General features: G+C 70.5%; 12 protein-coding genes and 1 pseudogene. 7 read left to right on the forward strand and 6 right to left on the reverse strand.

Annotated features, from left to right (window positions below; genetic code table 11):
• Positions 1–24 precede the first annotated feature (24 nt).
• Positions 25–972, forward strand: a complete 948-nt coding sequence (locus ACFWW8_RS22330; protein WP_386530692.1) for an RNA-binding protein — start codon at positions 25–27, stop codon at positions 970–972.
• A gap of 67 nt (positions 973–1,039) precedes the next feature.
• Here the strand turns inward: ACFWW8_RS22330 and ACFWW8_RS22335 are convergent, their stop codons facing one another.
• From ACFWW8_RS22335 to ACFWW8_RS22345, 3 genes and pseudogenes are all read right to left on the reverse strand, one after another.
• Positions 1,040–1,579, reverse strand: a complete 540-nt coding sequence (locus tag ACFWW8_RS22335) for an MOSC domain-containing protein (RefSeq protein ID WP_386530693.1) — start codon at positions 1,577–1,579, stop codon at positions 1,040–1,042.
• A 719-nt stretch (positions 1,580–2,298) separates the two neighbouring features.
• Entirely contained in the window at positions 2,299–3,495 is a 1,197-nt protein-coding gene (locus ACFWW8_RS22340) for an ATP-binding protein (RefSeq protein WP_386530694.1), read from the reverse strand.
• A 315-nt stretch (positions 3,496–3,810) separates the two neighbouring features.
• Positions 3,811–4,389: pseudogene (locus tag ACFWW8_RS22345) on the reverse strand (IS5 family transposase); the annotation flags it as partial.
• Between the two features lie 62 nt (positions 4,390–4,451).
• On the opposite strand from ACFWW8_RS22345, the gene ACFWW8_RS22350 reads away from it, so the two are divergent.
• The 4 genes from ACFWW8_RS22350 (at position 4,452) to ACFWW8_RS22365 (ending at position 8,711) form a co-directional block, all read left to right on the forward strand.
• Entirely contained in the window at positions 4,452–4,811 is a 360-nt protein-coding gene (locus ACFWW8_RS22350; RefSeq protein ID WP_386530695.1) for a hypothetical protein, read from the forward strand.
• Between the two features lie 465 nt (positions 4,812–5,276).
• Positions 5,277–5,855: a dienelactone hydrolase family protein gene (locus ACFWW8_RS22355; protein WP_386530696.1), complete on the forward strand. Its 579-nt coding sequence runs from the start codon at positions 5,277–5,279 to the stop codon at positions 5,853–5,855.
• Positions 5,856–6,822: 967 nt separating this feature from the next.
• Positions 6,823–8,007, forward strand: a complete 1,185-nt coding sequence (locus tag ACFWW8_RS22360; RefSeq protein ID WP_386530697.1) for a pyridoxal-phosphate dependent enzyme — start codon at positions 6,823–6,825, stop codon at positions 8,005–8,007.
• Positions 8,004–8,711 carry a transcriptional regulator gene (locus ACFWW8_RS22365; RefSeq protein WP_386530698.1) on the forward strand — a complete coding sequence of 236 codons (708 nt, stop codon included), beginning with the start codon at positions 8,004–8,006 and terminating at the stop codon, positions 8,709–8,711. Before ACFWW8_RS22360 ends, ACFWW8_RS22365 begins: the two co-directional genes overlap by 4 nt.
• Before the next feature lie 22 nt (positions 8,712–8,733).
• Here the strand turns inward: ACFWW8_RS22365 and ACFWW8_RS22370 are convergent, their stop codons facing one another.
• Positions 8,734–10,506, reverse strand: coding sequence for a SulP family inorganic anion transporter (locus ACFWW8_RS22370; protein WP_386530699.1), 1,773 nt, complete (start codon positions 10,504–10,506; stop codon positions 8,734–8,736).
• A 78-nt stretch (positions 10,507–10,584) separates the two neighbouring features.
• Positions 10,585–11,178, reverse strand: coding sequence for a carbonic anhydrase (locus tag ACFWW8_RS22375; RefSeq protein ID WP_386530700.1), 594 nt, complete (start codon positions 11,176–11,178; stop codon positions 10,585–10,587).
• A gap of 372 nt (positions 11,179–11,550) precedes the next feature.
• On the opposite strand from ACFWW8_RS22375, the gene ACFWW8_RS22380 reads away from it, so the two are divergent.
• Positions 11,551–12,291, forward strand: a complete 741-nt coding sequence (locus ACFWW8_RS22380; protein ID WP_386530701.1) for a response regulator transcription factor — start codon at positions 11,551–11,553, stop codon at positions 12,289–12,291.
• Positions 12,292–12,306: 15 nt separating this feature from the next.
• Positions 12,307–13,839 carry an ATP-binding protein gene (locus ACFWW8_RS22385; RefSeq protein WP_386530702.1) on the forward strand — a complete coding sequence of 511 codons (1,533 nt, stop codon included), beginning with the start codon at positions 12,307–12,309 and terminating at the stop codon, positions 13,837–13,839.
• Positions 13,840–13,966: 127 nt separating this feature from the next.
• On the opposite strand, the gene ACFWW8_RS22390 is transcribed toward ACFWW8_RS22385, so the two are convergent.
• Positions 13,967–14,458, reverse strand: a complete 492-nt coding sequence (locus ACFWW8_RS22390) for a MarR family winged helix-turn-helix transcriptional regulator (RefSeq protein WP_386530703.1) — start codon at positions 14,456–14,458, stop codon at positions 13,967–13,969.
• Between the last annotated feature and the right edge of the window lie 19 nt (positions 14,459–14,477).

Genomic DNA, 14,477 nt, shown 5'->3' on the forward strand with positions numbered 1-14,477 from the left:
GGAGCCTGCCGCCCTGGGAGCATCGTGCCGCCGTCCTACGTCCACCGCATCACCAAGTACGACCCCGCCGACCGCGACGAGCGCGGCTGCTACACCGGCGCCGAGGACGCGGTCAGCGACCACGGGCCGGTCGAAGCGGCCTACCTGGCTGCAATCGCGGCCTTCGCGGAGGCCTCGGGCATCGACCGGCTGGAGATCCGTGAGCCCTCGGTGACCGGCTTCGTCCACCTCGGCGTGGAGGCGCCCGTGGGACACGGCCTGAACGGGCTCTTCCCGCCCGACCTCACCGGCTTTCACGACGGGGCCGAGGTCTCCCTTCCCGTGGCTCTGGAACTGGTCCGGGCGATGCTCCGCGACCAGGGCGCCTGGTGCCGGCTGGAGGCGGAGGACGTGTTCACCGTGCACGTCGGATGGGACCAGTACACGTACGTGGGCAGCCATCGGCCCTGCCCGGAAGCCGTGGCCCGTACACGGGAACTCGGCCTCTTCCCAGAACCGCTGACGGCCTCGCCCTACGCGGCGGAACGCGAGGAACGGGAAGTGACGGAACCGGCTGACGAGGACTTCTGGGCGCGCGTGCGCACGGAGCCGGCCTCACGGCAGACGGTGCTCCTGGAGGAGGCCTACGTCCTCAACGCCGCACGCTGGCACCGCCTCACGCCGGAGAACCTCGACGCGGTGCGCGCCGGTCTCGGGCCACGAGCTCTCCTGACCGTCTGGCCCGACCTGACCCCAGACGTCGGCGCGGTCCTCGCCGCGCTGCCCGAGGCGGACTCCGTGGAGTTCGTCCGGGAGGCGCAGGACGGGACGATCAGCCACGCGATCGTCGACGACACCGAGTACCAGCAGCTCGCCGCCCTGGTGGCCGACGCGCGGGCGGCCTGCGCCCTGACCCTGTCCCTCGACGAACGCCACCCGCTGCTCCACGCCGTCCTGCCCGACAGCGACGGCGTGCTGCGAGCCCGGTGGTGACCCGGTCCACGCCGGATAACGGAACCCGCGCGGCCGATGCCATGTCACGGCCTGCGCGGTGGAGACGTCAGACTCGTTCCAGAGGCCGGTGTGGCCCGCTGGGAAGCTCCACGTCGATCGTGTCGCCCGGGCGCACCGCGCCGCCCTCCTTCACGATGCTCATGATTCCTGCCTTGCGCACGATGTTCCCGGCTTCATCACGACCGACAACCTGCTTCAGCAGCCCGTCCTGGAAGTGGTCGATCTGCAGGCAGGGATTGCGTAGGCCGGTCACCTCCAGCACTGCGTCGCCGATGCGCAGCAGCGTGCCGACCGGCAGGCCGAGCAGATCGATACCGCTGGTGGTGATGTTCTCGCCGAGGTCACCGGGCACCACCGTGAATCCCTCCGCACGGACCTCGGCGAAGAGCTCTTCATGGATGAGGTGGACCTGGCGCAGGTTCGGCTGGTTGGGGTCCTGTGCGACCCGGGAGCGGTGCTTGACCGTCACGCCGGCATGTACGTCACCCTCCACGCCGAGCCCGGCGAGCAGCGTGATGCTGTCCCGGTTCGGCTTCGTGAACGTGTACTCACAGTTGCTGCTGACTGCCGTCACTATCCCGCTCATCCTCGGAGCCCCCTCCTGAATACCAATGATCAGCCACGACCCTAACCCTCGGGCCTGACCTCGCGCCGAAGGATCCCGCAGAGTGTCGCCCTATCCGCCAGGGCGTGCTCCAGCGCCGGGCTCGGACGAGCCCGGCGCGGCGGCCTCCGCCCTTCCCCTGGCCGGGTGCGTTGTCGCGGCGCGCTTCAACCTCGTGCCGGGGCCACAGCCGCGCGCCGTAAACGGTGGTTCCGGTGGAGAGGTAGCCCTGGGCGGTATAGGCCCGCACGGTGCCCGGGCTGATGCCGAGGATGACGACGGCGTCCTCGGCGGTGAGTAGGTCGTCGGGGTGCTCGCCGTCGGGTAGCGCGGGATCGGCTTGCCAGCGAGGTAGGCGTCCGCCTGGGCCAGGCTGTAGATCAGATAGCGGCTTTCGGGGAGAAGGGTGGGCACGTGTTGGCGGAAAGCGGGAGCGTTGCGGCGGCGCCAGGTGGCCAGGGGTACCCCGAGCCGGCGGGTGATGTCGGCCTCGTTGATGAACGGCTGATTGCGGGGGATCACGTCGTCTCCTCGGCACCGGCTGCTGCTGTGCCGTGGGGGCGCGGCCTATAGGCTTGCCGTGCAGGCTGGTTGGTTTTCCGGGCCTGGACGTTGTACGAAGCCGGCGGTGTGCCGGGTCGCTCCCAGAGCGACCCTCCGCCGGCTTCGGCGTTTCCCGGGAGCACCCGCGAGAGACGGATTTAACCTCGCAGCATTTGGGGTCTTCGCAGCACGATGTGGCGGAGGATGGCCGCGGCTTCGTCCGGGTTGTGGTCGAGCCAGTCGGTGAGGTGTTCGCGGACGACCTCTTGGACGTAGACGGCTGCCTCGGGGTTGCTGAGTTTGGTTCTGGTGCAGCCTTCGAAAACGGGATGGGTGAGTTTCACGGAGACGACCGCGGTCAGGCCCTCGTGGATGGCTTCGGCCGTGATGTCCTCGTCGTGTGTGGACAGATGCCGTTGACGGCGCGCGTAGTCGTTGACGAGGTCCGTGAGTGCGGTACGGAAGCCCTGTTCGTGTGCGCCTCCCTCATGGGTGCGGGTGCTGTTCGCGAAGGAGTGGAATCCTCCCGTGGAGTAGGTGTTCCACTGCATGGCGACCTGCACGAAGATCGTCGCATCCTCGTCCTCCGACTCGAAGGCGATGGCGGGGGAGTGGACGAGGCTCGGGGGGTAGGGGTTGAGGTGGGCGACGTAGGTCCGTAGGCCGTCCGTGTGGTGGTAGCGGGCCGGGCGCTCCGGACGTTCGTCGGTGAGTGAGATGGCCAGGCCGCCGTTGAGGAAGGCCAGTTCCCGGAGGCGCTGCGACAGCGTGGCGAACGAGTAGCGAGTGGTCTCGAAGATGTCCGTGTCGGGCAGGAACGTAATCGCGGTCCCGTGATCGCCCGTCTCCTCATGCCTCGTCAGGGGAGTGAGGGGAGTGCCCTTCTCGTACTCCTGGGTCCAGCGGTGGCCGTCTCGGTGGACCTCGACCGTGAGACGGCCCGACAGCGCGTTGACGACGCACAGGCCTAGGCCGCTGATGCCGCCGGACACCCGGTAGCCAGTGTGGGGCTTGGTGCCGAGGGACAGCTCCGTCAGTTCGCGTTCGAGGGCCGGCTTGCCGGTGGACTCCTCCACCTCGACGGGCAGGCCCCTCCCGTTGTCCGCGATGCGAATGCCGCCGTCCGCGGTGATCGTGACGTCGATGGTGTCGGCATGGCCGGCAAGGTGCTCGTCGACGGCATACGTGACGGCCTCGAACACCATCTGGTGCAGGCCGCGCTCGCTGGTCGAACCGATGTACATGCCGGGGCGCCTGCGTATCGCCTCGCAAGCCTCGAGCACCTGGATGTGACTGCTGCTGTACCCGTGCCCGTCCCCGCTTGCAGGTTGACTGGGGCTGTGGGACTCGGTCATGAAACACCCTCCTGGGACGTCCTGAGCACCTGTGTAACCGGGCGTCACCGAACCCGCCGAAGCTGCTTCCACGCCGTAACCAGTGCAGGTGCATCCTAGGTATTTGGAGTTGAATATGCAGGTCAGAGCCTACGTGGTGAGGTTTCAGGTGGTCGCGTCCGCGGCTGCCCCGAGGCCACCGTTCTGGAGGGCCGCTGCTGGGAACGGAGCAGCGTGAACGCCTCGCCGGAGGCGTGTTGGGGGCATTCACAGCTGTGCCTAAGGTGCCCTTTCCCGCGGATTTTCCCGCAGGGCACAATGCGCCACTGCGCCCAGGTACTTGTCGAAGTCGTGGCCACGGTCAGCGAACAGGTGTTGCGGGCGGTGACGCGGCCGTCCGCGCAGGCCACGAATGTGCGGGATGGCATCGACGAGCGGCATCCGCTGGGTGACATCGTGCCGGTTGCCGCCGGTCAGTGACACCGCGAGCGGTGTGCCGTGCCAGTCGACGATGACGTGGTGCTTGCTCCCGGGGCGGCCCCGGTCGACCGCGGAAGGACGGTATGAGCTCCTCTTTGAGGGTGCGGAGGTGCGAGCCGTCGATGGCACAGTCGTCCATCTCCAGCAGGCTGGCCGCCGTCCGCAGCTCGGTGACGATGGCAACGTGCAGGCGGGGCCAGACCCCGGCTTCGGTCCAGTCCCGCAGACGCGCCAGGCAGTGACCCCGGAGCTGCCCACCTCCCGACGTGGCACGTCGCGCCAGCTCACCCCCGCGCAGAACCAAGATGATGTCTGCCAGCGCGATGCGGTCGCATGTGCGGTGTCGTCCTGCGTACCGACGCCGCCGCTGCGGAGGGGCCGGCAGATCGGAGTAACGCGGGTCCATAGGTCCTTGGGCACAGGACGGCTGATCACGTCCGGAAGCGTGGCGGAAGATCTCCGTTGAGGTGGGTCGATTGACCCGTCAAACTCGCCTGATGAGTCAGAGCGGACAGCCGGGAGCCTGGGACGGCCCCTTCTATCGAGTCCATACAGAGCACTTCGAGGCCGCGTTCGTGCCGAACGCGGGTGAGGACCTGGAGACGGTGGACAACGTCGACGTCTTCGTTGACCTCCCGGACGGCTCTCGATGGAGCGCAACCATCATCACTCTCGCCCAGGTCGAGCTTGTGATGAAGAGGTGGGAGGCAAACGGTGAGGCTCTGGGAGGGCGCTACTTCTGGGTCTCGGACGGCCTCATCGTCCGCGATGCCGGCATCAGCAGCATGACCCACGTGCTCATCGGCCTGGTCGAGAACGATGAGTTCTCGCAGGTCCTTCAGCGGCTCGACGGCTGACAGGGTCCCGCCACGACCGCGAGATGATTCTGAAGCGATCAATAAGTCATTGCAGACGCAGGACGGGCGACGGGGCGGGAACGATGGGGGACACAGGCAGCTCCTGACGTACGGTCGCTGTGCCGATCAGGATGACGGTCCCAGCAGCCTCGGACGATCTCCCTGTGGACAGAGGACGGAGCTCTCCCTCTCCATCTGGATGGGATGAATCTGTGACTTTGGTATCCACTTGGCTCCTTTGACGCGCAGCCGGCCACGGGTCCGTCGTGCACCCTCGACGCGCGCGTCGCAGCTGCCCGCTCCAACTTCCGCTTCCAAGACCGCCGCGTCGCCCGCCTCGAAGCCCGCCTTACCGGACCCGGACCACCGACCTCATCCCTGTCGGGCCGGGCCCGCGAATGTCAGTGCTGCGGGACATACTCGTGCCGCGGCGCCGCTCGGGCACCGCCATACGAGGGGAGCACCATGGCTGAGGTGCTGGTTTTCCATCATGGGCACGGGCTGACCGCCGGCGTTCGGGAGTTCGCCGAGCGCCTGCGACGGGCCGGACATACCGTCCACCTTCCGGACCTGTACGAGGGGCAGGTATTCGACAGCCTCGAGGAAGGCATGGGTTACGCAGAGAACGCCGGGTTCGACACGATCACCGCGCGCGGAACCGCCGCCGCCGAGGGACTGTCCGCAGAGCTCGTCTACGTCGGGTTCTCGCTCGGCGTCCTGCTGGCACAGAAGCTGGCCCAGACCCGCCCCGGCGCAAGGGGCGCGCTGTTGCTCGAGGCATGCGTCCCCGTCTCGGAGTTCGGCGGCGCCTGGCCCCAGGACGTCCCGGTCCAGATTCACGGCATGGACGCAGATCCGTTCTTCGCCGGGGAGGGCGATGTGGACGCAGCCCGCGCCGTCGTCGGGACCGCAGTGGACGCCGAGCTGTTCCTCTATCCCGGCGACAGGCACCTGTTCACCGACAGCAGCCTCCCGTCCTATGAAGAACAGGCCGCAACGCAGGTCGACCTTCGGGTGCTCGGCTTCCTCGACCGCATCAAGTAGAGGGGTCAACAACCTGTGCCTGCCCGCTGTTGATCACGCGGCCCGGCCACAGTCCCGGTGGCTGGCCGGGCCGTCCCATGAGACCACCCGTTCTGCCGCAGCCTCGCCTGAGCGGCCTCCCGCACGGCTTCGTCCTGCGGTCGATGCGGCCCTACGAGAACCACTCGGCGGCCTCCGGTTAGCGGTTGGCGGTTCCCCCGGACGCGGCCCTCTGCGGCCGTCAGACAGCGATCAGGGGTGGCCTGGCACGGGGAGGATCTGCGGCGGGAGTACCTGTCCCTGCTGGCGGTCATGATCACAGGGCGCATGGACCACCGCCCGGTCGAGATCCCCGTTCCCGGCGGCCGGTCGAGGTGACGGTCATCGAGGCCGGCCCCGGCGATGACGGGGCTGCTCGGCAGGCCGCCCGTCACACCGCCGCCCACCGGAATGACGAGCAGAAGTCCCGCCGCCGGGCTGGAAGGCATCGCCCGCGCGAACGGCCTGAGCGTCCGCTGAGGGGCACCGGAAAGGTACCGCCGCACCGACGCCGTGCCTGTTCACCGCCCGACCGGCCGTGACCGACCCTCTGATGAATCGTTTATCCATATCGTCGCGTCAGTGCACGACCGCTCCCCCCTTGCGGTGGCCGCGACTCCTGGCCCCGGGACACCCCCCTGTCCCGGGGCTTCGCCGTAGCCTCCACCGACGCCGTGCCGGGTTGCGAGGGTGCGGCCGATTCCACAGGGGAGTGGGAGTCCCGCAGTCAGCGCAGGCGGAGCTGCCCCGCAGTCCCAACCTGAACGGTTCTGCTGAGCCTCGTCGGCTTCGGTCGGCTCACGGTGGGCGCAGTGCGTCGAACCCGCGAGTGCTTGGACTGACTATTCACATCTGGATCATTTGTCTAACATGGGAGGGTGGGGCCCGCTGGGCCGCGAGGTTCAGCAGGCACGACAACGCGTCAAGCGAGGAGAAGCCGGAACCACCCATGAACGCCGAACCGCACTCAGCAGTCGCCCTCCCTGCCCTGTACGACCGGTCCGGAAGGCGCTATTCCCTGGACGACCCCCGCTGGCGGGGCGAGGACGGCAGCCCTCTCGCCGTCAGTGCACTGCCGGGCCTGCGTCCCGAACAGATCGACACCGCCGAACGGTCCCTGTGGCGTTACGCCGCGGCTCTGCCCGTCCCGGCCGTCCGCCGGGTGAGCCTGGGGGAAGGGTGTACGCCGATGGTCCCGGTCGACTGGGGCGGCCGGCGCGTCCACTTCAAGCTGGAGTGGTTCAACCCGACGTCCAGCTTCAAGGACCGGGGCGTCTCGGTGATGATGTCTCACCTCGCGGCGCACGGCGCCGAGCGCGTCCTGGAGGACAGTTCGGGCAACGGCGGTTCCGCGGTCGCCGCCTACGCCGCCGCTGCCGGGATCCGTGCCAAGATCATCGTTCCCGCCGCCACCTCGGCGGCCAAGATCCTCCAAGCCCGTGCCTACGGAGCCGAGATCGAGCTCGTGGACGGCACCCGCGACGAGGTCTCGGACGAGGCGATCCGGCAGTCGCGTCACATCCCCTACGCCAGCCACAACTGGCACCCCATGTTCCTCCAGGGCACCAAGACCATCGCCTACGAAATGTGGGAGTCGCTCGGCTTCACCGCGCCCGACAACGTAGTCCTCGTGGCCGGGGCCGGCAGCAACATCATCGGGTGCGACCTCGCGTTCGGTGAACTGCTCGACGCCGGGCAGATCGACAGGCGCCCGCGCCTGTTCGTCGGGCAGCCCGAGCACTGGGCGACCATCGCCGACACGTTCAACGGCATCGACCCGGCCGGCCGCGGCGAGCGGGTGCCGACGATCGCCGAAGGTGCGTCCATCGCCCACCCGGTCCGGCTGCCCGAGGCGGTGGAGGCCGTCCGCCGCTCCGACGGCGCCGCCTACGCCGTCTCCGAGGCGGAGATTCACGCCGCGGTGCGCGCCCTGAGCGCGCGCGGCTTGTACGCCGAGCCGACCAGCAGCGTCGCCGCGGCGACCCTCGATCACTTCATTGCGACCGGAGGGATCGCTCCGGACCAGACGACCGTGGTCGTGCTCACCGGTGCGGGGCTCAAGTCCGCCGAGAAGATGGCCGCGGTGTTCGCCGGACCCGGTGACGACGCGCAGGAATCGGGCAGCACGCGATGACCCACTCCACCGGCCGACCGGATGACGAACGCACCGACCAGCCCGCCGTACCGGCAGACGAGGGCTCCGTAGCGGAAGACGAGCACCTCGTGCGGGAAGCCGAGCGCATCGCTGTCGCCGTCGGCCGCATGTTTCCAGGTCTGTGCGAGGTCGTCCTGCACGATCTGCGCCGCCCCGACAACGCCATCCGCACCATCGAGAACAACCTCTCCGGACGACAGGTCGGCGACTCCGCCACCGAACTGGGCCTGCGCCGGATCGCGGACCCTGACTATCCCAGCGTCATCCAGAACTACAGCAACCAGTTCCCCGACGGGCGCCCGGCCAAGAGCACGTCGATCGGCATCAAGAACGCCGAGGGACGGTACGTCGCGGCCCTGTGCCTGAACCTGGACGTCAGCACGCTGTCCCCGTTGGCCCTGACGCTCGCCAACCTCGTCGCCCCCGATGCCGAACACCGGGGCGAGACCACGGAGACGCTGCGCGACCGCTCCGGACGCGAACTCCGCTCGGCCATCGACTCCTTCGCGGCGCAGCACTCCACCACGCCGCGCGGCCTCACCCGTGACCGGAAACGCGAGCTGGTACGTCGGCTGCACAACGAGGGCTTCTTCGAGACCCGGAGCTCCGCGCAACTCATCGCGGGCCAACTCGGCGTCTCCCGGGCGACCGTCTACAACTACACGAAGCAGCCGGACCGATGAACGGCCTGAAGCCGGATCCCCCTCACTGAGAATTCCGGCGCATCACACTGGTGTCGGTGAACCAGGCGAACCCGTCCGCCGCCCGGTCTTCCTCCCCGCCCTCCGTCTCGAACGCCGACACCGCGGGGGCCGGGGGCTTGTCGGCGAGGTCGGGCAGCAGCAGTTCGACCCGTACGGTTGCGGACGCGCGCTGCTGGGCGACGAACTCGTCGATCTGGGTCCGGCAGGCGTGGTCCAGGTGCGTCAGGGCGGTCAGGTCCAGGCGCATGAGGGGTTTCCCGGCGGCCGCGAGCGCTTCGAGGGCCTCCAGCAGCTGCGGGAGCCGGACGAAGGTCGCGCTGCCCGTGACGGTCAGCACCGCCGTCTCCGCGTCGGCCGTCTGCCGGAAGGCCGTCCGTGACATGCGCAGCACCGCCAGCAAGGTCCCGGCCGCCAGTCCGACGAGTACGCCTTCCAGGAGCGCCGTACCGAAGATGGCCAGCGTGGTGACCGCCATGACGGCGGCTTCACCGCGGTCCTGCTCCCACAGCGCGCGGAACTGCTCCGGGGCGAACAGCTTCCATCCGCTGTGCACGAGGACGCCCGCGAGGACCGTGATGGGGATGAGGGCGAGCAGGCCGGGGAGCAGGAGCGCGAAGGCGAGGAGCCACAGACCGTGCAGGGTGCGCGAGAGCCGTGTGCGTGCGCCGGCCTGGACGTTGGCGGAGCTGCGGGCGACGACGGCGGTCATGGGCAGCGCGCCGAGGGTTCCGCAGACGGTGTTGCCGATGCCCTGGGCGAGCAGTTCGGTGTTGTAGTGGGTACGTGGCCCGCTGTGCATGCGGTCCACCGCGGCGGCGGTGAACAGGCTCTCCGCCGAAGCGATCGCGGTGAAGGTGAGGACGGTGGCGATCACCGCCGGGTCCGCCAGTCCCGCCAGTTCTCCGGGTCCCGGCAGGTTGACGGAGCCGAGGAGGTCGCCGACCTGGAGGGTCTTGATGTCGACGCCCGGCAGGGCGGCGACGCCCATCCCGAGGACCACGGCGACGAGAGCGGCGGGCACCCGGTTCAGCGGGCCCGGCACCTTCTTCCAAAGGAAGCTGAGCAGCACGGTGACCGTCCCGAGCGCGGCGGCGGCGAGCGCGTCCGGCGTGCCGATGGTCCTGGTGACCAGTCCGGGCAGCCCGAGCAGGTTCTCCACCGGGGTGCCCGGCGCTTTGGAGTCGGCCACGGCGTATGCCTGGCCGATCATCAGCGGCAGTCCGATCCCGGCGAGCATGCCCTGAACGACCGCGACCGAGATGGCCTGGAACATCCGGCCCAGCCGTACGAGCGCGAGGACGATCTGGAGGAGGCCGGTGACCAGCACGATGACGCCGAGCATCGCCAGTCCGTGTTCCAGTACGGCTTCGGCGACCAGGGCCGCCAGGCCGGCTGCGGGCCCGCTCACCTGGAGCACGCTCCCGCGCAGGAGGCCGACGACCAGCCCGCCGACGATGCCGGAGACGATGCCCAGCTCGGGCGGCGCGCCGGATGCCACGGCGACACCGATGCACAGCGGGAGGGCGACCAGGAAGACCACGAACGAGGCGGTGACCTCCGTGGCGAGGGACGCGCCGCGCAGTTCGGCGACGAGTCCCCGCGCCGCCGCCGGCGCGGTCGCGGGAGCGGATCTGGCAGCGGCTTCGGGAGCCGGGGCGGACGGGCTGCTGGCGTCGGTGTCAGCAGCCGTGGGACGTACGGTGTAGCGGGGACCGGAGCGGCTGGCGGGACGGGCGTGCCGGGCACGTGGTCGGGGCGGGGACGGTAAGGACATCGTGGGGGACTCCTTCTGCGGGCCGGAGGCGGGGCCGGAAGTGGGCTCGGAAGCGGGGCCGGAAGCGGGGCCGGGCGGTCAGTGGGGCGCGAAGGTGCCGTCCTCGCCCAGCTCGTGGAGTGCGCCGGTGTCGACGCGGTAGTACCAGCCGTGGAGCCGCAGCAGGTCGTCGTCCAGAAGGCCGCGGACCACGGGGTAGGTGCCCAGGGTCGCCAGCTGGTGCACCACGTTGAGCTGCACCAGTCGTTCGAGCGACTCGGAGTCGTCCGGCGTCCGGGACGTCAGCGCGGGGCGCACGAGGGACAGCCACGCGTCGACTCCGGGGAGGAGCGAGAGGTCGCGTCCGGAGGCGAGCGCGTCCATGGCTCCGCAGTGGGAGTGGCCGCAGATGACGATGTCGCGGATGCCGAGCACGTTGAGGGCGTACTCGATGGTGGCCACCTCGCCGGACACGTCGGCCGCCCAGCGCGGCGGAACGATGTTTCCCGCGTTGCGCAGTTCGAAGATCTCGCCGGGGCGCGCTCCGGTGATCAGAGAGGGAACGACACGGGAGTCGGAGCAGCTGATGACGAGGGCCTGCGGGTCTTGGCCGTCGGCGAGGCGCCGGTAGGTGTCCCCGGCGTCGGCGACCTGCCGGTGGAAGGAACGAGCGTGGTCGAGAAGGGCCTGCACGAGTGGTGTCCTCCTGGGTCGGGTCGGGTCGGTACGGGGTTCCGGCGGCACGATTCGGCACCCCTGGTGACTGGGCATGCGGCGGTGCGGCGGGGTGCGGCGCGGTGACCGGGGACCGTGTGGACGACCCTAGGAAGGTCTCTTCCAGGAGCAGGCCAGCGGTTGGTTAACGCCAGGCCAGCGGGCGCCCAGAATTTCGTCGCGGGACGGTGTGAGGTATCGCTCGAAGGGCGAAAGCGGCGGCGTGGGGCGACTGGCCCTGTTGTACGGTGCGGAGTCTCGAACAGCGTTTCGGGACTCGGCAGTTGGAACATTCCGGCCCCGTGCGGCGCGTCGCGCGCCGATGGGGAACCGGAAGGACGGGAACGACACATGCGGGTGCTGCTCATCGAGGACGACGAATCCATCGCCGAACCGCTGGCCGAAGGGCTCTTCCGCTACGGACTGGCGGTCGACCGGGTGGCGACGGGCGGGGCGGCGCTCGCCGGGCCGTTCGGGGACATCGTGCTGTTGGACCTCGGCCTGCCGGACATGGACGGCATCGACGTCTGCCGCCGGATCCGGCAGGTGTCCCACGTGCCCATCATCATGCTGACCGCCCGCGGCGAGGAGGCGGACCGGGTGGTGGGGCTGGAGATGGGGGCCGACGACTATCTGGCGAAGCCCTTCAGCATGCGCGAGCTCATCGCGCGGATCCGCGCCGTGACCCGGCGTACGCGCGCCGGGGCGCAGCCCGCGCCGCACACGTCTGTGCCGGCACCCGCCGTGCCGCGGCCCGGACACCCGCACCTGGGCGCCGGCCCGGCCGGCCACGCGCCGCGGCCGGATGCGCTGGTGGTGGACCGCCGTACCCGCCAGGCGTGGGTGGGCGACGTCCTGGTGGCACTGACGCCCAAGGAGTTCGACCTGCTGGCGCTGCTGGGCGAGGATCCGGGCGCGGTGTACTCGCGCCAGCAGATCCTCGACCAGGTATGGGACCCGCACTTCCACGGACCCACCAAGACCCTCGATGTCCATGTGGCGGCCCTGCGGCGCAAACTCGGCGATCCCGCCTGGATCCACACCGTACGCGGGGTGGGGTTCCGCCTCGTCGTACCCGCCTCGCGCGGCTGAGGGGCAGGACGCGCCATGACCCGCCGTCTGCTCCTGGGCTACCTGACGGTGGCCCTCCTGGTCCTGCTGTGCCTGGAGGTACCCCTCGGCATCGTCTACGGCCGGGCCGAGCAACAACGTGCCACCCGGGCCGCCGAGGACGAGGCCGAATCGCTGGCCGCGTACGCCGCGGTCTCGCTGGAGGGCGGCCGGACCAGTGCTTTGGAGGACCGGGTGGCGCACTGTGCCGAACGGATCGGCGGCGAGGTGGCCGTCTTCGACGCGTCGGGCCGTCCCGTCGCCTCGTCCCGGCCGCTGACACCCGATCAGGTCAGGGACCTGGCCGGGACCCGGGAGGTACGGTCGGCGCTGCGGGGACGGGCGGCCATCGATGACCGTACCGCTCCGGTGGGGGGCGGGGCGCGGGTGCTGGCCGCGGCGGCGCCGGTGCCGCTCGGCTTGTCCCGCTACGGTGCCGTACGCGTGACCCTCCCCACCGACGCAGTGCGCCAGCGGGTCCACGGCGTGTGGCTGACCCTGGCGGCGGCGGGCCTGGTAGCGCTGACAGCCGTGGCGGGAGTGGCGTTCTGGCTGGCCCGCTGGACGAGCCGGCCCGTCCTGGAACTGGAGCGGGCCACGGCCCGTCTCGCCGAGGGGGACCTTTCCGTGCGGGCGACCCTGGCCACGTCGACCGGCCCGCCCGAGGTCCGGCGCCTCGCGGTCACGTTCAACGAGACCGCCGCGCGCCTGGAGCACCTGCTGGCTTCGCAGCGCGCGTTCGCCGGTGAGGCCTCGCACCAGCTCAAGACACCGCTGGCCGCACTGCGGCTGCGCCTGGACAACCTGGAGCCGGACGTGGCCGCCCCCGCGAGGGGCGGTCTGACCGCGGCGGTGACCGAGACGGACCGGCTGGCCCGGATGGTCGAGGGGCTGTTGGCGATGGCACGGCTCGACGAGAAGGCCGTCACCCGGGTGCCGGTGGACCTCGACCGCATCGCGGCGGAACGCGTGCAGACCTGGAGCCCCGTGTACGAGGCGCGGGGCTGCCGGCTGGCGCTGGGGGTGGAGCACTGCGGGCAGGCCTTCGCCGTGCCCGGCGCAGTGGAGCAGATCCTGGACAACTTGCTCTCCAACGCCCTGCGGGTGTCCGGGCCCGGCTCCGTGGTACTGCTGGACCGTCGGCGCCCCCAGCCGCCGCGTCGCGGCCACCGCGAACACCGGACGCAACACGCCGAGCTGCACGTCATCGACGAAGGCCCGGGGATGACTGCCGAGCAGCGGGAACGCGCCTTCGACCGGTTCTGGCGCGCGCCGGGCTCCACCGAGGGCGGCAGCGGCCTCGGCCTGGCCCTGGTGCAGCGGCTCGCCGCAGCCGGTGGTGGCCACGTCGTCCTGGAGACGGCCGCCCGGGGCGGCATCGACGCCGTGGTACGGCTGCCCGCAGTCCCGTCACACGGCGGACCGGGACCGACGCCCGGTCGGGGCGACGCGCTCCGGCAGTGGCCCACCCGGAGGACCGTGCCCGTCCCCCGCCCGCGCTCCAAGCCGCACAGCGGCGTCCGGCCGTGAGCGGGTCCTGGCGGGGGCCCGCGTAGGCCGGGCGGGAGCGGGCTGCTGCCGCGGCAACGGCCGGTTCGGCCACCACCGCGGCCCGCTTCCCCATCCGGCGCCCCAGACGTTCTGCAACAGCCTTTGGTCAGGCGGTGCGGTGGTCCTGCCGGGTGACGCCGGCAGCCGCGGTGATGCCCAGCTCCAGGGCAGCGAGTCCCGTGGCGAGCGCGTGGCGGCTGTCGGGCGTCATCGTGTCGAGGGCCCGGGCGAGCGTCTGCTCGCGCTTCTCCCGTATCTGGGCCAGATGGCTTTCCCCGGCGGGGGTCAGGCGCAGGGTGAGTTCGCGGCCGTCGCTGAGGCAGGGATGGCGGCGCAGGAATCCGGCGGCTTCCAGGCGGTCGCACAGGCGGGTGACGGAGGGGCCGGCCGCGCCGAGGAGCTGGGCCAGGGCCCGCATCCGCAGACCGGGCTGACGGTCGACGAGGAACATGAGGCGCAGCTGTGTCGTGGAGACCGGTGATGCCGTAGCGGCCTGGCGGGTGTTCTCGTAGACGACGTCGAGGAGTTCGGCGATGGCGCTGACCGAACGGGCCGCGTCCGGGGTGATGCTGGTGGGCCCGGAGGCCGTGGTGGGCATCTGCGTTCCCTTCGCGCGG

The sequence above is a fragment of the Streptomyces sp. NPDC058701 genome, assembly GCF_042715295.1.
Taxonomy (GTDB): Bacteria; Actinomycetota; Actinomycetes; order Streptomycetales; family Streptomycetaceae; genus Streptomyces.